Annotated in this window: 12 protein-coding genes; 4 read left to right on the forward strand and 8 right to left on the reverse strand. The window is 70.9% G+C overall.

Translation table 11 applies throughout. The annotated features are described in order from the left end of the window. The first annotated feature begins 121 nt into the window (after positions 1-121). Positions 122-1,588 (forward strand): NAD-dependent malic enzyme, encoded by a 1,467-nt coding sequence (locus tag AB0B94_RS23805; RefSeq protein ID WP_357284132.1) that lies wholly within the window; start codon positions 122-124, stop codon positions 1,586-1,588. 159 nt (positions 1,589-1,747) lie between these two features. Here the strand turns inward: AB0B94_RS23805 and dapF are convergent, their stop codons facing one another. From dapF to AB0B94_RS23820, 3 genes are read right to left on the reverse strand one after another with little or no spacing between them, the layout of a single operon-like run. After that, positions 1,748-2,593, reverse strand: a complete 846-nt coding sequence (dapF, locus tag AB0B94_RS23810) for a diaminopimelate epimerase (RefSeq protein WP_357284135.1) — start codon at positions 2,591-2,593, stop codon at positions 1,748-1,750. A gap of 7 nt (positions 2,594-2,600) precedes the next feature. After that, positions 2,601-3,512, reverse strand: coding sequence for a tRNA (adenosine(37)-N6)-dimethylallyltransferase MiaA (miaA, locus tag AB0B94_RS23815; RefSeq protein WP_357284138.1), 912 nt, complete (start codon positions 3,510-3,512; stop codon positions 2,601-2,603). After that, positions 3,509-4,276: a hypothetical protein gene (locus AB0B94_RS23820; RefSeq protein WP_357284141.1), complete on the reverse strand. Its 768-nt coding sequence runs from the start codon at positions 4,274-4,276 to the stop codon at positions 3,509-3,511. Before AB0B94_RS23820 ends, miaA begins: the two co-directional genes overlap by 4 nt. A 150-nt stretch (positions 4,277-4,426) precedes the next feature. Between AB0B94_RS23820 and AB0B94_RS23825 the strand changes: the two genes are divergently transcribed. From AB0B94_RS23825 to AB0B94_RS23835, 3 genes are all read left to right on the forward strand, one after another. Then, positions 4,427-5,635 carry a DUF349 domain-containing protein gene (locus AB0B94_RS23825; RefSeq protein WP_238671818.1) on the forward strand — a complete coding sequence of 403 codons (1,209 nt, stop codon included), beginning with the start codon at positions 4,427-4,429 and terminating at the stop codon, positions 5,633-5,635. Between the two features lie 630 nt (positions 5,636-6,265). After that, positions 6,266-7,873: a cellulase family glycosylhydrolase gene (locus tag AB0B94_RS23830; RefSeq protein WP_357284516.1), complete on the forward strand. Its 1,608-nt coding sequence runs from the start codon at positions 6,266-6,268 to the stop codon at positions 7,871-7,873. A 236-nt stretch (positions 7,874-8,109) separates the two neighbouring features. Beyond that, complete coding sequence (locus AB0B94_RS23835; protein ID WP_357284146.1) at positions 8,110-9,459, forward strand: cellulose binding domain-containing protein; 1,350 nt, start codon at positions 8,110-8,112, stop codon at positions 9,457-9,459. Positions 9,460-9,500: 41 nt separating this feature from the next. On the opposite strand, the gene miaB is transcribed toward AB0B94_RS23835, so the two are convergent. From miaB to AB0B94_RS23860, 5 genes are all read right to left on the reverse strand, one after another. Then, positions 9,501-10,994, reverse strand: a complete 1,494-nt coding sequence (gene miaB, locus AB0B94_RS23840; RefSeq protein ID WP_357284150.1) for a tRNA (N6-isopentenyl adenosine(37)-C2)-methylthiotransferase MiaB — start codon at positions 10,992-10,994, stop codon at positions 9,501-9,503. 157 nt (positions 10,995-11,151) lie between these two features. After that, a complete protein-coding gene (gene fxsT / locus AB0B94_RS23845) occupies positions 11,152-15,012 on the reverse strand; it encodes an FxSxx-COOH system tetratricopeptide repeat protein (RefSeq protein ID WP_357284155.1) in 3,861 nt (1,286 codons plus the stop codon). 49 nt (positions 15,013-15,061) lie between these two features. Next, entirely contained in the window at positions 15,062-18,925 is a 3,864-nt protein-coding gene (fxsT, locus tag AB0B94_RS23850) for an FxSxx-COOH system tetratricopeptide repeat protein (RefSeq protein WP_357284159.1), read from the reverse strand. After that, positions 18,915-20,159, reverse strand: a complete 1,245-nt coding sequence (locus tag AB0B94_RS23855; RefSeq protein WP_357284163.1) for a TIR-like protein FxsC — start codon at positions 20,157-20,159, stop codon at positions 18,915-18,917. Before AB0B94_RS23855 ends, fxsT (AB0B94_RS23850) begins: the two co-directional genes overlap by 11 nt. After that, positions 20,156-20,773, reverse strand: a complete 618-nt coding sequence (locus tag AB0B94_RS23860) for a TIR-like protein FxsC (protein ID WP_357284167.1) — start codon at positions 20,771-20,773, stop codon at positions 20,156-20,158. The genes AB0B94_RS23855 and AB0B94_RS23860 overlap by 4 nt, the downstream gene beginning before the upstream one ends. Positions 20,774-21,084 lie beyond the last annotated feature (311 nt).

Raw genomic sequence — 21,084 nt, forward strand, 5'->3', positions numbered from 1 at the left:
ACCTGCTATATGCCCATGGTGAAGGTCGCCAAAAGTGGGGGCGAATGCTGGTCGGCCGCGACAACCCGGTAGAAATGCGGGCGGCGGCCGATCGGCCGCACAGCCGTTACGGAGGGATCCCGTGGCCATCACCCGAATGCCCAGCGCCGGATTTTCGATCACCATCCGGATCGCCGTGACCGCGGACGCCTCCTCGATCGGCCGGCTCACCACCTCCGTCGGCGAGGCCGGGGCGATCGTCACGGCGCTGGACGTGGTGGACTCGGACCCGACCCACGTGATCGTCGACCTGACCTGCGACACCGCCGACGCCGGCCACGCCGACCAGGTGGTCGACGCGCTGACCGCGCTGGACGGCGTGGACGTGCGCAAGGTGTCGGACCGGACCTTCCTGCTGCACCTCGGCGGCAAGATCGAGGTGACCTCGAAGGTCGCGCTGCGCAACCGCGACGAACTGTCCCGCGCGTACACCCCGGGGGTGGCCCGGGTCTGCATGGCGATCGCCGAGAACCCGGCCGACGCCCGGCGACTGACCATCAAGCGCAACACTGTCGCTGTGGTCAGCGACGGCTCGGCGGTGCTCGGCCTGGGCAACCTCGGCCCGGCCGCGTCGCTGCCGGTGATGGAGGGCAAGGCCGCGCTGTTCAAGCGCTTCGGCGGGGTGGACGCCTGGCCGGTGGTGCTGGACACCCAGGACACCGACGAGATCGTGCAGATCGTCAAGGCCATCGCGCCGGCCTACGGCGGCATCAACCTGGAGGACATCGCCGCGCCGCGCTGCTTCGAGATCGAGGCCCGGCTGCGCGAGGCGCTGGACATCCCGGTCTTCCACGACGACCAGCACGGCACCGCGATCTGCGTGCTGGCCGCGCTGACCAACGCGCTGCGGGTGGTGGGCAAGCGGCTCGAGGACGTCCGGGTGGTCGTCTCCGGAGCCGGCGCGGCCGGCACCGCGATCATGAAGCTGCTGCTGCGCCAGGGCGTCGGCGACATCATCGCGTACGACCGGGAGGGCGCCCTGCACCGCGGCCTCACCGGGCTCAACTCGGCGTGGCAGTGGCTGGCGGAGAACACCAACAAGGACAACTACTCCGGCGACCTGCCCGGCGCGATCCGTGGCGCCGACGTGTTCATCGGGGTCAGCGCGCCGAACCTGCTCACCGGCGACGACATCGCACAGATGGCGAAGGACTCGATCGTCTTCGCCCTCGCCAACCCGGACCCGGAGGTCGACCCGCGCGAGGCGCGCAAGCACGCCGCCGTTGTCGCCACCGGTCGTTCCGACCAACCGAACCAGATCAACAACGTGCTCGCGTTCCCCGGGGTGTTCCGCGGCATGCTGGACGCGCACGCCGAGGAGTTCACCGAGGAGATGGCCATCGCGGCCGCCCGGGCCATCGCTGACGTGGTCGGCGAAGAGAAGATCAACCCGACGGTGATCGTGCCGAGCGTCTTCGACTCCCGGGTCGCCCCGGCGGTCGCCGCCGCCGTGCGCGCCGCCGCGCACAACCCCAGCCCGCTCCCGGCCGCCGACCCCGGCCCCGCGGACCTCCCCGAGATCGCGGCAACCGCCAGCGCCACCCCGTAACCGCCCTCCCCTCCCCTCCCCCCACCCCACCCAGGCCCCCGCCCCCACCCCCGCCCTCTCCCCGTCGATCATGAAGTTATTGCCGTGACACGCCGAGCTGGCTGGCAATAACTTCATGATCGACGCGGTGCACCCGGGGGGGTGGGGGGTGGGGTGGGGTCAGGGGTGGAGCGTGGTGGGGTCCAGCTCGCCGGTGGCTACCAGGACGGCGGGGCCGGAGAGCCAGCAGGAGTTCTCCGTGACGGTCACCGTCAGGCGGCCACCGGGCACGTCGACCGCTACCACGCCGGTGTCCCGGCCGGCGTCGCGCAGCGCCACCGCACCCACCGCGCAGGCACCGGTGCCGCAGGACAGCGTCTCGGCGCTGCCCCGCTCGTACACCCGCATCACTGAGTGCTCGTCGGTGCCGTCGACCGGGTCGCCCGCCACGATGAACTCGACGTTCACCCCGCTCGGGAAGACCGTCGGGTCGAACCCGGGCGCGAGCGTCAGGTCCAGCGCCGACAGCTCCACACCGGCCGGCAGGACACAGACCAGGTGCGGGTTACCGACGTCCACCACCGCACCGGTCACTGTCAGCCCGCCGAGGGTGGCCGTCGAACTGTCGTACACCCGGGGTCGGCGCATCTCGACGGACACGGCGTCGCCCTCGACCAGCGCACGCACGACGCCGGCCCGGGTGGCCACCGGCAGCGCCGCGCCGGCGGGCGTGGCCAACCCGGTGTCGAGCAGGTAGCGCACGAAGACCCGGGCGCCGTTGCCGCACATCTCGGCGAACGAGCCGTCGGCGTTCCAGTAGTCCATGAACCACTCGGCCTCGCCGGCCAAACCCGCGCCGTCCGGGTGCTTGGCCGCGCGGACCACCCGCAGCACGCCGTCCGCGCCGATGCCCCGACGCCTGTCGCAGAGCGCCGCGACCAGCCCCGGGGTCAGATCGAGCTGACCGTCCGGGTCGGGAAGGAGGACGAAGTCGTTGCCGGTGCCGTGGCCCTTGGTGAACTCCACAGCCCCATCATCGCGCAGCCGCCGGCACCAGACGCAGGGCGGCCCCGATCAGGTCCGGGGTCGTCGAGTCCAACCAGTGGATCCGCGGGTCACGGCGGAACCAGGACCGCTGCCGGCGGACGAAGCGCCGGGTCGCCCGGACCGTCTCGTCGTGCGCCTGCGCCTCGGTCAGCTCACCGGCGAGCAGGCGCAGCACCTGCTGGTAGCCCAGCGCCCGACTCGCCGTCCGCCCCTCGGGCAGCCCGCGCCCGACCAGCTCACGGGTCTCCGGCACCAGGCCGTCGGCCCACATCCGGTCGACCCGCAGCGCGATCCGCTCGTCCAGCAGGCCGGTGTCCAGGTCCACGCCGAGCTGCACCGACGGGTAGTACGGCGTGGGTTGCGGCAGCGAGGCGGCGAACGGCGCGCCGGTCAACTCGATCACCTCCAGGGCCCGCACGATCCGCCGCCCGTTGCCGGGCAGGATGCTCTCGGCGGCGGCCGGGTCGGCGGCGCGCAGCCGCGCGTACAGCGGGGCCGGGCCGGCCTCGGCCAACTCCCGTTCCAGCCGCTCCCGCAGCGCCGCATCGGTGCCCGGGAACTCGAAGCGCTCCAGCACCGCCCGTACGTACAGCCCGGAGCCACCGACCAGCAGCGGCACCCGCCCCCGGGACAGGATGTCGTCCACCGCCGCACGGGCCAGCCGCTGGTACTCCGCGACGCTCGCCGGCTCGGTGACCTCCCAGATGTCCAGCAGGTGATGCGGCACCCCGTCCCGCTCGGCGACTGTCAGCTTGGCGGTGCCGATGTCCATGCCCCGGTAGAGCTGCATCGAGTCGGCGTTGACCACCTCCCCGTCCAGGGCATGCGCCAACGCGATGCTCAGCGCGGACTTGCCGGCCGCGGTCGGGCCGACCACAGCCACTACCAGCCCTGTCACACCCGCTCCCAGGACGCCACGAAGTAGGCCACCCCGTAGGGGGCGGAGTCGTGCAGCAACTCGCCGCGCCACCCACCACCGGCCGCGCGGGCCGCGCCGGCGAGCACCTGCCACGGGGCGCGGCCGGCGGCCTTCAGCTCCGTCGACACCACCGGGTCGAGGTCGAGCAGGGCGCCCAGGTCCGCGTCGGCCAGCGCCGCGGCAACCCTCTGGTCGTACGCAAGAGCGCGCGCGTCGTCGTACCCGGGTGCTTTCTCTCCCCGGCAGGCCGACCCGTCGCCGAGCACCAGCGACGCCACCCGGTCACCAGCGGCGCCGACCTCGTCGGCGAGCGCGGCCAGCTCGGCCGGACCGGGGTCGGCGGCCACCTGCACGGCGGTCACCGGCGGTCGGGTGTCATGACGGGCCAGCAACCACGCGCCGATGGTCAGGCTCAACGGCAGCACCGCGCCCCGGTCCGGTTGGCCCGGCACCAACGGCACGTCCAGGTCGACACCCCAGGGCTGGAGGGAACCGGTCGCCGGGGTGCGGATCGGGCCGGTCACCGGGCCGGTGCCCAACAGCACCACGACGTCCGGATCGGTGGCCAACAGCCGGCGTACGGCGGTGTCGCAGGCCGCCCGCAGGTCGTCCAACTCCGGGGCTGCGGAGCCGGCCACATCGGGCACGAGCAGGGGCGGATGCGGGCAGACGGCGGCGGCGACCAGTGGCACCGGTCCACCGTAGCGGGAATCCCCGGTGCGTCTCCGCGCCGATCCGGTCATTCGGCCCCTAGGACACCGTATGGTCACGGTCGGCGATAGGCGCTCGACGCGGACCGGGTCGGACCTGTGAGAATGCCGGAAGCAACTTGGCTGCGCCGTGGCGGCGACGGGGGATCGATCCCTCGACGCCGGGAGAACGAGGATGGGCACATGAGCGACTGGACTGCCTTCGGACGGGTGGACGCGGACGGCACCGTGTACGTCAAGACCACCGAGGGAGAGCGGGTGGTCGGATCCTGGCAGGCGGGAGCACCGGAGGAGGGCCTGGCACACTTCGCGCGTCGCTTCGCCGACCTGGTGACCGAGGTGGACCTGACCGAGGCGCGACTCAAGTCGGGTGCGGCGGACGCCGGGCACTCGTTGAGCACGATCCGGCGGATCCGTGCCACGCTGCCCGAGGCCAACGTGGTCGGCGACATCGACGCGCTGGCCACCCGCCTGGACAAGCTGGCGACCCTCGCCGAGGAGAAGGCCGGCGAAGCGCGCGCCGCCCGGGACGCCGCTCGCGGCGAGGCCCTGGCCCGCAAGACCGCGCTGGTCGAGGAGGCCGAGAAGCTGGCCGCCGAATCCACCGGGTGGAAGACCGCCGGGGATCGGCTCAAGGAGATCCTCGACGAGTGGAAGACCATCCGCGGGGTCGACAAGAAGGCCGACGGCGAGCTGTGGAAGCGGTTCGCCGCCGCCCGGGATGGCTTCACCCGCCGCCGCGGCGCCCACTTCGCCTCCCTCGACTCCCAGCGCAAGCAGGCCCAGACCGCCAAGGAGGAGCTGGTCGCCGAAGCGGAGAAGCTCTCGGACTCCACCGACTGGGCCGCCACCGCCAACCAGCTCAAGGACCTGATGACCCAGTGGAAGGCCGCTCCGCGCGCCTCCAAGGAGGCCGAGCAGAAGCTCTGGGAACGATTCCGGGGTGCGCAGGACGCCTTCTTCAGCCGGCGCAGCGAGGTCTTCTCCGCACGGGACAACGAGCAGCGCGGCAACCTTGAGCGCAAGCAGGCCCTGCTCGCCGAGGCCGAGGCGTTGGACATCGACGCCGACCCGAAGGGCGCCCAGGCCAAGCTGCGGGAGATCCAGGCCCAGTGGCACGAGGCCGGCCGGGTGCCCCGCGAGGCGGCCGCCGGGCTGGAGCGTCGACTGCGGGTCATCGACGACAAGGTCCGTGACGTGATGGACTCGGCGTGGCGCCGCACCACCAAGGAGGACAACCCGCTGCTCGCCCAGATGCGGGCGCAGGTGGCGGAGGCCGAGGACCGGTTGGCCCGGGCGCAGAGCGCCGGGGACGCACGCCGGATCAAGGAGGCTGAGCAGGCCCTCGCCTCCAAGCGGCAGTTCCTCCAACTCGCCGAGCAGGCCGGCTGAGCTGACCACGTCCGGAGCCCTCGGTCCCCAGCGGGACCGGGGGCTCCCGCGTGTCCGGCCTCAGCCCTCCGCGCCCGCCTCGAGGCGCCCCCGCCGAGCCCGCGGCCTCGCACCATCGCGTCCCGCGCCACCGCGCCCGTACCCGCGCCCGTCAAGGTCATGCTCGATCCTGGATGTAGTGGCATCAGCACGCCTACAGACCACTACATCAATGTTCCAGCGCGATCATGGAGGGCGCACGCGACGCCAGGCGCGCGGGCGAGCGGGGACCGCACCAGGCGCGCGGGCGAGCGGCGACCACACACCAGGCGCGCGGGCGAGCGGGGACCACACCAGGCGCGCGGGCGAGCGGCAGGACCCGGACGGCAGGGGCGCAGCGAGGGCCAGGTTGACGCATTGACGTGGGCTGATCAGAATGAGCGACGGAGCCAGGTAGGGCCACCGGCGCGAGGGCGACGAAGGCGGAACATCCGCCGTCGAGGGTCGCCGGTGAGCTTCCGCGAGTGAGCACGTCCGCGTGACATGGGCCGTCGTGTGCTGTCCGCGTACCCCTGGGGGACCGTGACGTGCCGACGGCCGCCCGCCGGCGTCGTTTCTGGACGACGTCGGACCTCCGAAGTGGAGCTCGAATTGTTCCGTCCTAAAGCTCTCGGCGGCGCGCTCACCGCGCTCGTCACCGTCGCGGCTGGCGTGTTCCTCGCCGCCGCCGTCAGCACCAGCCCGGCCGTCGCCGCCGGTACCGGTACGGGTTATCTGCACACCAGCGGCAACCAGATCGTTGACAGCACCGGTGCGACTGTCCGGTTGACCGGCATCAACTGGTTCGGCATGGAGACCGACAACAAGACCTTCCACGGGCTGTGGTCGAACAACCCGTGGCGGGGGCAGCTCGACACGATGGCCCGGTTGGGTTACAACACGTTGCGGGTGCCGTACTCGAACGACGCGCTGAAGTCGGGTGCGACGGCCAGTGGGATCAACGACTTCGTCAACCCGGACCTGATCGGGCTGTCGCCGTTGCAGATCCTGGACAAGGTGATCAACTATGCCGGCAGCAAGGGCATGCGGATCATCCTGGACCGGCACCGGCCGACGGCCGCCGGGCAGTCGCCGCTCTGGTACACGTCGACTGTTTCCGAGGCGACCTGGATCAACGACTGGAAGATGCTCGCCCAACGGTACGCGGGCAACCCGACGGTGATCGGCGCCGACCTGCACAACGAGCCGCACGCGGAGGGCACCAACCCGGCGGCCACCGGTGCGTGCTGGGGCTGTGGCGACACCACCCGGGACTGGCGGCTCGCCGCCGAGCGGGCCGGGAACGCCATCCTCGGTGTCCAGCCCAACTGGTTGATCTTCGTGGAGGGGGTGAGCTGCCCGAGTGGTGGCCTCTCCAACGTCTGGGACGGCGACACCAGCAACGACGAGGACTGCGGTTGGTGGGGCGGCAACCTGTCGAAGGCGGGTCAGTTCCCGGTCCGGCTGAGCGTGGCGAACCGGCTGGTCTACTCGCCGCACGAGTACGCCACCTCGGTGTACCGGCAGACCTGGTTCGACGCCCCGGACTACCCGGCGAACATGCCGGCCATCTGGGACAAGTACTTCGGTTACCTCTACAAGCAGAACATCGCACCGATCATGATGGGCGAGTTCGGCAGCACCCTTGTCGACCCGAAGGACAAGGTGTGGCTGGAGAAGCTGATGGCCTACACCGGGACCGGGGTGACCGGGATGTCCTTCACCTACTGGTCGTGGAACCCCAACTCGGGTGACACCGGCGGTATCGCGCTTGACGACTGGACCAATGTCAACACCGCCAAGCAGGCGATCCTCCAGCCGTACCTGATCGCGCCGTCCGGTGGTGGCACCAGCGGGCCGCCGACCGGTGGGCCGACGGACCCGCCGACGGACCCGCCGACGGACCCGCCGACGGGCGCCTGCACGGCCACCTACCGGCAGGTCAACGCCTGGCAGGGCGGCTTCCAGGGCGAGTTGACGGTGAAGAACACCGGCTCGGGCGCTGTGAACCCGTGGTCGGTCACCTGGAGTTGGCCGTCCGGGGTGACGTTGGGCAGTGGCTGGAACGCCACAGTCACGCAGTCCGGTACGACTGTCACGGCGGCGGCTCCGAGTCACGCCCCGTCCCTGCCGGCGGGCGGATCGGTCACCGTGGGCTTCACCGCCAACGGCACGGCCAGCGCGCCGGGCACTGTGAAACTCAGCGGCACCGGCTGCTGATCCACCGGGACGGCCGGTGCGCTGCGCATCGGCCGTCCCGGCCATTTACATTCAGGGTCTTCTATGTTTGTATCGGGAAAGCGCTTGCCTCTTTGTTGGTGGGTGCGAGCGCGGGAGCCGCTTTCCTTCACGAACCTGCACTGGCGGGCCCGAGGACCACTGGTCCCGGCCGAGATTCGCCGCCCACGGGCATGGGCGTCGCGACACCTCCGCCCGCCTCACCGAAAGGAAGCAGCATGCGCACAGGGCAGCGTCGAATGACGCTGATCGCCACCACGGCCGCAGCCACCGCCACACTGGTCACCGCCGGGCTGTTGACCTCCGTGTCCGCCCAGGCGGCCGCCGGCTGCCAGGTGGCCTACTCGGTCGCCAGCCAGTGGCCGGGCGGATTCACCGGCAACGTCACCGTCACCAACCTCGGCGACCCAATCTCCGGGTGGACGCTGCGCTGGTCCTACGGGGCCGGGCAGCAGGTCAGCCAGGCGTGGGGCGCCACCGCCTCGCAGAGCGGCAGCCAGGTCTCCGCCACCAACGTCGACTACAACGGCAACCTGGCGACAAACGCCAGCGCCACGTTCGGCTTCAACGCGAGTTGGAACAGCTCCAGCAACCCGGCTCCGAGCAGCTTCAGCCTGAACAACGTCGCCTGCACCGGCAGCACCACGCCGACCACGCCGCCGCCGACCGACCCGCCACCGTCGAGCACTCCCCCGCCCAGCACGCAGCCGCCGTCGACACTGGTCGGCTGGGCCACCCAGAACGGCGGCACCACCGGCGGCGGCAACGCCGGCACCACCACAGTCACCACGGCCTCCGCGCTGACCAGCGCGCTGAACGCGACCGGCGCCGCGGTGATCCGGGTGTCCGGAACGATCACCTGCTCGGGCATGCTGCGGGTCCGGTCCAACAAGACCATCCTCGGCAACTACGGCGCGACCATCGTCGGCTGCGGGCTCAACGTCAGCGGTGACCGCAACGTGATCATCCGCAACCTGACCTTCCGCAACTGGAACGACGACGCGATCAACGTGCAGGAGTCGGCCACCAACATCTGGATCGACCACAACAGCTTCAGCAACGGGTACGACGGCGCCGTCGACATCAAGCGCGGCTCGGACTTCGTCACCGTCTCGTGGAACCGGGTCTTCAGCCACGACAAGACAATGCTGCTCGGTCACAGCGACGACAACGCCAGCCAGGACGTCGGTCACCTGCGGGTGAGCTACCACCACAACTGGTTCGACGGCAGCAACCAGCGCAACCCCCGGGTGCGCTTCGGCAACCCGGTGCACGTCTACAACAACTACTACCGGGCCAACGGCGGCTACGGCGTGGCGTCCACCGAGAACGCCGGCGTGCTCGTCGAGGGCAACTACTTCGAGAACGTCGACGACCCGTACCACCTCGGTGAGGGGGATTCCGGGCCCGGCCGCCTGGTCGCCCGCAACAACCACTTCGTCAACTCACCCACCGGCCAGGCCGGCGGCAGCGTGGCCAGCATCCCGTACTCCTACCAGCTGGACACCGCGAGCAACGTCAAGTCCATCGTGACGGCGGGCGCCGGCGCCGGCAAGATCACCGTCTGACCGCACGGCGGGGCCCCTCGTCGAGGGGCCCCGCCGTGCGGTCAGTGCGCGGCGCAGCCCGCGGCGGGGGCCGGCGCGACCGCCGGTGCGCCGATCGTCGGCAGACCGAGCAACACCCCGGGGGTACGCGGGGAGCGACCCGCCTCGGCCGCGTCACCGGCCCGGGTGCGACGGTGCGCCACCGGCGGTCCGTCGGCGTTCAGGTGGTGCGGCGCGGCGTACGTGACAGTGGTGTGCACGATGTCCCCCGGCCGGATCTGCCCAGCGAGGGACTCCCCGTCGGCGGTCTCGGTCGCGAAGTGCACCAGTCGACCGTCGCGGGCCCGACCGGACATCCGGCCGGTCCGCTCGTCCTTGCGGCCCTCGCCGACAGCGACCAGCACCTCGACGGTCTCACCGACGAGGCGCTTGTTCTCCGCCCAGGTGATCTCCTCGACGCAGGCGATCAACCGCTCGTAGCGCTCCTGCACGACCTGCTTGGGCAACTGGTCGTCCATTGTCGCGGCGGGGGTGCCGGGCCGCTTCGAGTACTGGAAGGTGAAGGCCGAGGAGAACCGGGCCTCCCGGACCACGTCCAGGGTGCGCTGGAAGTCGGCCTCGGTCTCACCGGGGAAGCCGACGATGATGTCGGTGGTGATCGCCGCGTCCGGCATCGCCGCGCGGACCTTCTCGATGATCCCCAGGTAGCGCTCGGAGCGGTAGGAGCGGCGCATCGCCCGGAGCACGTCGTCGGAGCCGGACTGCAACGGCATGTGCAGCGAGTGGCAGACGTTCGGCGTCTCGGCCATCGCGGCGATCACGTCGTCGGTGAAGTCCTTCGGGTGCGGACTGGTGAAGCGCACGCGCTCCAACCCGTCGATGTCGCCGCAGGCCCGCAGCAGCTTGCCGAACGCGTACCGGTCGCCGAACTCCACGCCGTACGAGTTGACGTTCTGCCCGAGCAGGGTCACCTCCAGCACGCCCTCGTCGACGAGCGCGCGCACCTCGGAGAGGATGTCGCCGGGGCGTCGGTCCTTCTCCTTGCCGCGCAGCGCCGGCACGATGCAGAACGTGCAGGTGTTGTTGCACCCCACCGAGATCGACACCCAGCCGGCGTACGTCGACTCGCGGCGGGTGGGCAGCGTGGACGGGAAGACGTCGAGGGATTCCAGGATCTCCACCTCGGCCGCGGCGTTGTGCCGGGCCCGCTCCAACAGCACCGGCAGCGCGCCGATGTTGTGGGTGCCGAAGACCACGTCCACCCAGGGGGCCTTGCGGACGATGTCGCCCCGATCCTTCTGGGCGAGGCAGCCACCGACCGCGATCTGCATCCCGGGGTGCTTGTCCTTCACCGGGCGCAGCCGCCCGAGGTTGCCGTAGAGCCGGTTGTCAGCGTTTTCCCGCACCGCGCAGGTGTTGAAGACCACGATGTCCGGGGTGTCGTCGCCAGCCTGTGCACGCTCGTATCCCGCCTGCTCAAGCAGGCCGGAGATGCGTTCGGAGTCGTGCACGTTCATCTGGCAGCCGTACGTGACGACGTTGTAGGTCCTAGCCACCCTGTTGGTGCCCCTTCCCCTCGGGCTACCAGGGTAGCGGCCCGGTCCGGGGCGACCTCCGACCGGCTTTGTCCGGTCCTGCGGCGTCGACCCGGCGAGCCGTGGTTGAGGGTCTCCGGCCCGGGCCGGAGACCCTCACCCGAACTGGCGCCTTCGATCAGAACAGCTGCGGGTCGATCACCCGAACGATGAGCCGCCCTTCGCGCAGGGTCTGCACGCTGGGGTGCTCCTCGCCGATGACCTCGGCCAGCCGGCCCGCCACCGCCCCCAGTTCCGCCACGGCAGCGCCGCCGCCGACGTGCGTCGACACCAGCGCGAGATCACCGAGGCAGCGCAGCGTGTCGGGGTGATCCGCGCCGAGCACCGCCGACAGCCGCGCGGCCGTCTCCCGCAGCCGGTCCGACGCCGACACCCGGTCATCCTCCTCGGCGAGACACACCGCGTGGTTCACCTCGGCGGCGAGGGTGTGCGGGTGGTCGGGGCCGAGCACCTTGCGCAACTCGGTGGCCGCCCGGGCAGCCGACGCGCGGGCCTGCGACCGGCGGCCGAGCGCGCGCTCGGCCACGGCGATGTTGTTCACCGTCGCCAGGGTGTACGGGTGCTCCGGGCCGAGCCGGAGGCCCTCCTCATACGCCTCGGTGACAGCGAGCATCTCGGTCAGCGCCCGGGCCGCGTCGCCGACGGCCAGCAGATTCACCGCCCGGCTCGCCCGGCACGCCACGGTGGCCGGGTTGTCCGGCCCGAAGCGTTCGCCGAGTTCACGGTGGGCCGTCTCGAACAACGGCACGGCATCGCTGCCCCTACCGGCCGCGCCCAGCGACACCGCCAGGCTGACCCGGGCGGCGAGAGTCTGGCCGTCGTCCGGCCCGAGCACCTCGCAGTACGCCTCGTACGTCGTGCGGAGCAGGAGGGTCGACCCCTCGTAGTCGCCCGCTTCCCGCAGGTCGCTGCCCAACCGCACGGCGGAGGCAAGGGTGCCCGGGTGGGTCGGGCCGAGCACCAGCCGGCGCCGCTGGTACACCTCGTCGTCCCAGCGGCGGGCTGACCGGTAGTCACCGACCAGCCGGTACGAGACGGCGAGGTCGTTGGCCGCACTCAACGTCCGGGGGTGGTCCTCGCCGAACACCTGGAGCCAGGAGCCGTAGGTGTTTCGGTCCCGTTCCAACGCCTCGGCGTAGCGGCCGAGCGCCCGCAGGTCAGCGCCGAGGCCGCCGGCGGTTATCAGGCTGTGCGGGTGCAGCGGACCCAACAGCCGGTTCTGCTCGGCCAGCACCGCCTCGTCCAGGTCCCGGGCCTCGTCGAACCGGCCCAGGCTGCGCAGGATGTTCGCCCGGTTGAACCGCAGGTGCAGCAGTTGGCGGCCCAGCACCGACGCCTCGACCTCGTCGTCCGTGTCGCCGAGCCGAGCGGACCAGGTCTCGTCCACCTCCTGACTCAAGGCGTCGGCCTGCTCCAGACCGCCGCGCTGCCACAGATAACGAACCCGGTCGATCAGCAGCTGACACACCGACTCGTCCGGGCAGGTCAGCGCCTCGGAAACCTCCAGGTGCGGCCAGAGCATGCGCAGCCGAGCCCAGGTGGTCGGGTCGTCCACGTCGCCACGAGGTCGGGACGCGGCCAGCACCAGGTGCACCTGGTGTCGGGCAGCGGTGATCTCGTCGTCGGTCATCCGGTCGCGGACCACCGCCTGCAACAGCCGGTGCACCTGGATCCGACCGCCCTGAACGTCCAGTTTCAGCAGTGCCAGGCGGTTGATCTGCTGAACCAGGGCGCCGCGTACGAGCCGCTCCGACACCGATGGGTCGAACGGCACGAGAGCAGCCGCCATCTCGTCGCTGTAGATGAGTTCGAGGGCGATCTCCGGGGCCAGCACCGAGCAGAGCTGCAGCAGCCGGTACGCGGCGGGCGCCTGGTTCAGCAGCCGGTTCAGGGCCAGGTCCCAGGTCGCCTCGATGGAGAGGGCGGTGGGACCGTGCCGTTCGATCTGCCGCAGGTAGTCTGCGACCGACGTGCCGGTGTCGGCGAGCCAGGCCCCCGCCGCGGCCACCGCGATCGGCAGGTCGCCGAGCGCCTCGGCCACCCGGTCCGCCTCCTCGGCGCTGATAGTGGGCACCCGCTGGGCGAGGTGCGCCACGCTCTCGGTGCGGTCGAAGACGTCCACCTGGATCGAGTTCGCCCGGTCACCCCAGGCGCGGTTGCGGGAGGTCAGCAGGACGTGCCCGGGGCCCTGCGGCAGGAAGGGCTCGATCTGGTCGACCTCTTCGGCGTTGTCGAACACGATGAGCCACCGCTCGTACGGCTCACCGCGCCCGAGCACCTGGAGCATTGACCGGACCGTGTCGGGCAGTGTCGGCCCGGCGAGGATGCCGAGACGAGCGGCGAGGTCGGCGAGGGCGGTGTCGACGAACTGCGGCGGGTCCGCCGCGATCCACCAGACCACGTCGTACGCGGCCTTGAACCGGTGGACGTATTCCAGAGCCACCTGCGTCTTACCGACGCCACCCATGCCCTGCAGAGCGACCGGCAGCACCACCGCCGTACCGCCGCTGCGCAACTGCGCGCGCAGCCGCGCCAGGTCGTCCTCCCTGCCGGTGAAGCGCGCGTTCCGGTTGGGGGCGTTGAAGACCAACGGCTCGGTGGCGGGGTAGCGGACATTCCCGCCCGCCGGGCCGTCCGCTGAGGGCGGCACCGGCCGGCCGAACAGCCGCAACACACGCTCCACGGCGGTCGTGGCGCTCACGTTGACCAGGTTGGTGGAATTCTGCGACTGGAATTCCGCCAGCGGACGAAGGTCGGCGACGTACACGGCCAGGGCGGTGGCACCGGTGCTCGTGTCCCGGTCAGGCAGACCGCCGGACGGCGTCGCCACGTAGGCCGGCGAGACCACTGTCAGCGTGCGCGGGGCGGGGACGTCGACGCTGGCCGTGGGCTCCACCACCCGCAGCCCGGCCGAGTTGAGCACCCGCTCCAGCCACTCGGCCCAGATGGCGTCCTCCGGTGCGTACCGGAGCATGATCTCGTCGTCGATCGCCTCGGTGCGGCGGCGGAAACGGGCCTCCCCCCGCTCCCGCACCGACTCGTCCATCAGCGGCAGCGCGGTCACCGCGCCGTCGGTGAGAATCCCGGTCAACGTCTCGTACGCGGCCAGCAGTGACGTCGGCGCGCCGGGCGGATCACAAAAAGTCGCCAGCTTCTCCTCGTACGCGTAGAACGGTCGGTACGGCACCTCCACCGCGGTCCAGTAACGCCGCCGTTCCGCCTCGGTCATGCCGGCCGGCAACCCGGCGAACCGCCGCATGGCCAGCAGGCGACCCGCCTCCGCCCGCTCCTTCTCGGCCTGGTCGACCCGCATCGGCACCGGCAGGACCCGGATGTCGCGCCGCCGGTACCGGTCCCGGACCGAGTGCGCCACCCGGGCCGCGCCGTCGATGCCCTGGTCGCTGAGGGTGAAGCAGTCGACAAGGGTGTCCGGCAGGTGCAGGGTGCAGATGTCGGCGACGTCGCTGAGCCCCGTCCGGCTGTCGATCAGGGTGAAGTCGTACTGGCGCTTCATGTCCGCCCGCATCGCCTCGAAGAACTGCGCCCCGCCCAGCCGGTTGTAGAAGTTGTCCCAATCCAGCCCGCTCACCGAGACGGCGTAGTCGCTGTTCTGCCGGCCAGCGGAGAGGAAGTCGAGACCGCCGTCGCCGGGGAAGTTCCAGCGCAGCGGGAACGTGTGCCGCCCGAGCCGGGCGTACTGCTCCATCCAGCGGTCCGGCCGGTCGTCGACCCGGGTGGTCTCCCACTCGTAGTCACGGATCATGTCGATCACGCCGCTGGCGCCCTGGATCGCCTCGGCGTCGAGGAACGGATGGAAGAAGCGGTGCAGACCGGGGGACTCGAGGTCCCAGTCGGCGACGAGCACCCGCCGGCCGCTGGCCGCCAGGATCCAGGCCACGTTGGCCAGCGCCATCGTCCGACCCGTTCCCCCCTTGAACGAGTAGAAGGTGACGACCTGGCCTTCGCGATCGTTGTTCATCGGCATGCTCCGTGGGGACGCGGTGGGCCCGGCCTGGTGTCGTACGGGCTCAGAACGGATGAGGATCGATGATCCGGGCGACCAGGCGCCCGTCCCGCAGCGCCCGCACGCCAGGGTGGTCGGCCCCGACGACCTCACCCAACGAGACGACCGGGGCGGTGGCCGTCGGCGGCCGGTCGCCCACGTTCTCGCGCACGACGAGCGCCAGGTTCGCCTGGCACCGCAGGGCGTCCGGATGGCGGGAACCGGACGCGGCCAGCCAACGCTCGGCGGTTGCGCGGAGGTGATCGAGCGCGGCGTCCCGGTCCCCCTCCTCGGCGAGGCAGATCCCGAGGTTCTCCTCAGCGGCGAGGGTGTGCGGGTGGTCCGGGCCGAGCACCTCGCGCAGGGCAACGGCCGCCCGTTCGGCAGTCGCGCGAGCCTCGGCAACCCGGCCCACGGCCCGCTGCGCCACGGCGAGGTTGCTGAACGCACCGAGGGTGTGCGGATGGGTGGCCCCTAGCCGCTGCTCGTAGATCCTTGCCACCTGCGTCGCCTCGGCCACCGCGCGTTCGGTCTCGCCGAGTGCCAGCAGATTCGCGACCAGCGCCGCCTGGCAGATCAACGTTTCGGGATTGTCCCGACCGAACTTCTCCTCGAGCACCGGGTACGCCGCGTCGAGCAGTGCGGCTGCCTCCGCCAACTGGCCCGCGCTCCGCAGCGACACCGCGAGACTGACCTGAGCGTTCAGCGTGTCCCCCGCCTCGCTGCCGATCTCCTTCAGGCTGGCGAGTTGTTCGTGCACCGTGCGCAGCATCTTGGCCGAGTTGGCGTACTCACCGGCCTCCCGCAGGTCGCGTGCCAGCTGGGCGGCCGAGTGCACTGTGTACGGATGTTCCGGGCCGAGCACCTGCCGGCGGAGCTGGAACACCGCCTCGTCCCGACGGCGCGCCGAGCGGAAGTCGCCCACCAGGCGATAGGAGTGTGCGAGGTTGTTGGCCGCGAAGAGCGTGCGTGGATGGTATTCGCCGAACTCCTCACTCCACGCGTCGTAGGTTTCCTGATCACGCTCGATCGCGTCGGTGTAGCGGCCGAGGGCCCGCAGGTCGGCACCCAGGCTGCCGGCGGTCATCAGGGTGTGCGAATGCCTGTCACCCAGCAGCGCCCGCTGCGCTTCGTGAGTCTCCTGGTCCAGGTCGTAGGCCTCGACGTAGTGGGCGAGCGCCCGCAGCACGTTCGCACGGTTGAAGCGCAGGTGCAGCAACTGCCGACGCAACGTGGCGAGTTCCTCGGTGCCGTAGAGGCGATCCCGCCGCTTCGACCAGACCGCGTCGACCTCCTTGGCGAACGCGTTCGCCGCGTCGAGTTCTCCCTGACGCCAGAGATACCGCACCCGGTCGATCATCAGCTCCCGGACCGACTCGTCCTTGCTGCCCATCGCGCCCGAGGCCTCGATGTGCGGCCAGAGCCTGCGGAACCTGTCCCAGGTACGCGGATCGTCGGCATCACCGCCGGGCCACGCCTTGCCCAGCACCAGGTGCGCCCGGTGTCGGGTGTCGGCGATCTCGTCCGGGGTCATTCCGCCCCGGACCACCGCCTGGAGCAACCGGTGCACCAGGATCCGTTGCTCGGACATGTTCATCGTGAGGAGCGCCGACCGGTTGATCCGCTGGACCAGCCGCCCGATCATCATGGGCTCCGACACCGCGGGATCGAACGGCGCCAACGTCTTCACCATCTCGTCGTTGTAGAGCAGACCCAGGTCTATCTCGGGGGCCAGCACCGAGCAGAGCTGCAACAGCCGGTACGCCGCCGGGAACTGGCCGCGCAGCCGCGCCAACGAAAGATCCCAGGTGGCCTCCACGGAGAGGGCGCTGGGACCTTGCCGCTCGATCTGCTCCAGGTACGCGTCGACCGAGGTACCGGTGTCTGCCAGGTAGGCGCCGGCCGTGGCCACCGCCACCGCCAGGTCCCCGAGCGCGTCGGCGATCCGGTCCGCCTCCTGCTCGGTGAGGGTGGGCACCCGACGTTGCAGGTGGGCGACGCTCTCCTTACGGGCGAAGACGTCGACCTGGATCAGCGTGGCCCGCTCCCCCCAACCCTGGTTGCGCGAGGTGAGCAACACGTGCCCGCCGCGCGGCAGGAATCGCTTGAACGGGTCGATCTCCTCGGCGTTGTCGATCACCAACAGCCAACGCCCGGGCTCACCCCGCCCCAACGCCTCCAGCACCGCGCGTGCGTTGTCCGCCTGGTCCGGGTTGCCACCGACGCCGAGCCGGTCGGCGAAGGCCGCCAGCGACTTCTCCACGTCGGCGCCGATCGACTCCGTAGCGCCAGCGGAAATCCACAGCACCGCGTCGTAGGCGGACTTGAACCGATGCGCGTATTCCAGGGCCAGCTCGGTCTTGCCGACCCCACCCATCCCCTGCAATGCGACCGGCACGGCAACCGGTCCGGTCAGGCGTCGGCGCAGGAGCGCCAGCTCATTCTCCCGACCGGTGAACCGCGCGTTGCGGTTCGGGGCCTCGAAGACGGCCGGCTCGGCGGCCGGGAAACGCAGGCCGCCGTCCACCTGGCCCTCGAGTCGGAGCGGTAACGGGCCCCCCACCAGCCGCAGTAGCCGCTCAGCGGCGGTCGCCGCGGTGATGTTGGCCAGTTGGGTCGAGGAGGCCACCGCGAACTCCGCGAGTGGCCGCAGATCGCTCACGTAGACCGCGAGCGGAGTGGTGTCGACGGTCGGGTCCCGCGGAGGCAACGCGGCTGGGGGCAGGGCCACGTAGGCAGGGGAGAGAATGGTCAGCGTACGGGCCGGCGGGCGGGCGCCGCTCTCGATCGGCTGGGTTCCGTCGACGACGCGAATCTGCGCCGAGCTGAGCACTTTCTCGATCCACTCCGCCCAGACCGCGTCCTCCGGTGCGTAGCGGAGCATGAGGTCGTCGCCGGGGAGCTTGTGGCGACGCCGGAAGCGGGCCTTCTCCCGCTCGCGCACCGACTCGTCCATCGGCGGCATCGCGTGCACCTCGCCGTTGGTCAACTGCGCGGTCAGCGTCTCGAACGCCGCCAGCAGCGATGTGGGCGAGCCCGGCGTGTCGCCGAAGGTCGCCAACGTCTCCTCGTACGCGTAGAAGGGCCGGTACGGCACCTCCACCGCCGCCCAGTAGCGGCGCCGATCCTCCTCCGTCATCCCGGTGGGCAGACCGGCGAAGCGGTGCATCGCGAGGGCACGCCCGGCGTCGGCTTTCTCCTTCTCCGCCTGGTCGACCCGCATCGGCACCGGCAGGATCCGAATGCCGCGGCGCGAGGGGTGCACGGCGACGGTTCTGGCGACCTGAGCGGCACCCTCGATGCCCTGGTCGCTGAGGGTGAAGCAGTCGACAAGGGTGTCCGGCAGGTGCAGGGTGCAGATGTCGGCGACGTCGCTGAGCCCCGTCCGGCTGTCGATCAAGGTGTAGTCGTACTCGCGCTTCATGTCCTCGCGGAGGGCCTCGAAGAACTGCGCACCGCCCAACCGGTGGTAGAAGGTGTCCCAGTCCAGCCCGTTCACCGAAACGGCGTAATCGTCGTTCTGCCGGCCAGCGGAGAGGAAGTTCAACCCGCCGCCGCCGGGAAACTCCCAGGCCAGGGAGAAGGCGTACCGGTTGACCCGGGCGAACTGCTCCACCCAGCCCTCCGGCCGTACCGCCTCGCGGATGGTCTGCGACTCGTAGTCCCGGATCAGGTCGACGACGCCGGCCGTGCCGCCGATCGTCGACACGTCCAGGAAGGGGTGGAAGAAGCGGTGCAGCCCTGGCGATTCCAGGTCCCAGTCGGTGACCAGCACCCGCTTGCCGTTGGCAGCGAGGATCCACGCGACGTTGGCCAGCGCCATCGTCCGGCCCGTTCCGCCCTTGAACGAGTAGAAGGTGACTATCTGACCGTCGCGCTCAGTGCTCATCGGGCATCTCCGGGGCTTCGAACGATGACGGGGCCGGGTTGCGAAGGCTGGGCGGCCGGGTAGCAGGCCCCGGTGCCGGGAACACCGCGCCGTGCTTCAGGTAGAGCCGCCGGGCCTCGGTCACCACTGTCGGCATCAGACCCGCGAACTCGTCCGTCCGCCCGACCCACCGCGCTCGCGTCGCGCCCGCGTCCTGCAGCACGCCCAGGACCAGCCGCGCCAGGTCGGCGCCGCGGTGCGCGTCGCGCGGGTCGTCGGCGTCGGTCACCACGAGCGGCACCACCCACGGCGGCAGCGCCCGCGCGGCGGCCCGCAGAGCGGGTACACCGCCGGAAAGCTCGGTGAACCACGGGTCGATCAGAAGGGCGCCGGGGCGGATCTCGAGCAGGTCCCCGGCGTCGGCGAAGTCACTCGTGTGCACCGACAGTCCGAGCCGCTCGGCGATGCTCGCGGCGTACTCGGCCACCGGAAGCTCCTGCCGGGCCCCGAAGGGACGCCAGAGCCGGCTGCGCTCCGCGTACCAGGACGCCTCCCGACCCTCGGGCGGCCGGTCCCGGGTGGGTGCCAGCACCGTCACCACGAAGTCCGGGTTGGCCGCGATCCGCCGCGACACGTCGAGCGTCGGCGCCCGGGACGGACGCAGCCAGACGCGTTGGGTGGGCTCCACGATCCGCCGGGCCAGCCGCCCGAGCAGGATCTGGTACTGCTGCTGGTACGCGCCGAGCATGCAGAGCGCACGCATGCCGTTCTCGGCGTACTCGGGCACGTCCCGACCCAGATCCAGCGCCGCGTCGAGTTCGGGATGCTCCTCCCAACTGGGCACCGGGATCCAGAGGACCGGCACCACGTGGTCGGCCGGCACGACGGGGGACGCCGGCTCCCCGGCCGCGCGCAGCAGCCGAGTCAGGAAGGACTCCTGCTCGCCCAGCGCCCATGATCTGCTGAAGTAGCCCGGCGAGTAGAGCGGCACGAACACCTGGGCCGCGCCGATGGCGTCCGCCAGGGCCGCCTTCACGTCGGCGCCCGGTGGGATGGACTGGTCGATGAAACCGATCTCCACGCCCGGCCGCGGGGACACCAGCCGACCCACCTCACCCGACAGATCCGCGAAAAATCGGTCGACCCAGACGTCGGTGTCGGTGCGGGCACCCAGCAGCGGCGCCGAATGCGCGTAACTCAGGAAGAAGTAGGTCTGGCGAGTCGGCGCCCGCCCCTCGGCGGTGAGCGGCGTCATGCGGCTGCCTCCTCGGTGAAGAGCGTGCGCAGCTCATCGGTGCCCGCGGGCACCAGCGGGTGGACGTGATAGGCCCGATGGATCGCCACCACCCGCTGGGCGAGACGCCACACCACCGCGCGGTACGCCTGCTCCCGTTGCATGGTCAGCAAGCCGTAGACCCCTTCCTGCTCGTACTGGCGCGCGACGGTGTTGTCATCAGGTAACGCGGTCGGCGAGAACCGTTGGATGGCACGAATGCTCGGCGGCAGCGACGCCTCGGTGGTCGGTGACCAGTTGACGGGCACGATCGCCGTCTCGTGCGCGGAGCTGCCCGGGACGCGTGGTTCGATCTGACGCCGCGCGAAGGCATGCCATTCCATGGCACACCAGGTGCTGCTGATGAACGAGCTGGACACCAACGGAATGAACACCTGGCAGGTGCCGGCGGCGCGCAACAACTCGGGGGTCCAACGCTCACCGCCGCCCAGTGAGCTGTCCATGAATCCGGGGTCGACCCCGGTCGGCAGGCCGACCAGCTCGCTGACATGGGTGGAGAGGTCGTCGAAGAACCGCGAGAGGTATTCCTGGGGGGTGTTACCGGCGCGCCGGATCTGCGGACGTGAATAGCTCACGAAGAACAGCGGGGTTCGCGTATCAGCGACTACTACCGCTTCGCTCACCGTCGTTCCTCCGCCGTCCGGAAAGCGACCGGAGTTTCAGCCTAAGGCGTTCGTCAATGCTCAGGACAGAGCCGGTTGCCGCCTCGTCACTCTACGACGAAGGCCACTGTGGCGGGTATCGGCAGCACGCCGCACGGGTCTCTGCCGAGTCCGAGGAATCGGACGAGACCGCTGGTGTCGTACATCCGACCAACTGGCGGCTGTGCGCCCAGGTAAGGGTCCAGGGCAGGCTCTGCGGCGCTCAGCGGTGCCGCCCTCCTGGT

The organism is Micromonospora sp. NPDC048986 (genome assembly GCF_040649335.1).
Classification (GTDB): Bacteria; Actinomycetota; Actinomycetes; order Mycobacteriales; family Micromonosporaceae; genus Micromonospora; species Micromonospora alfalfae.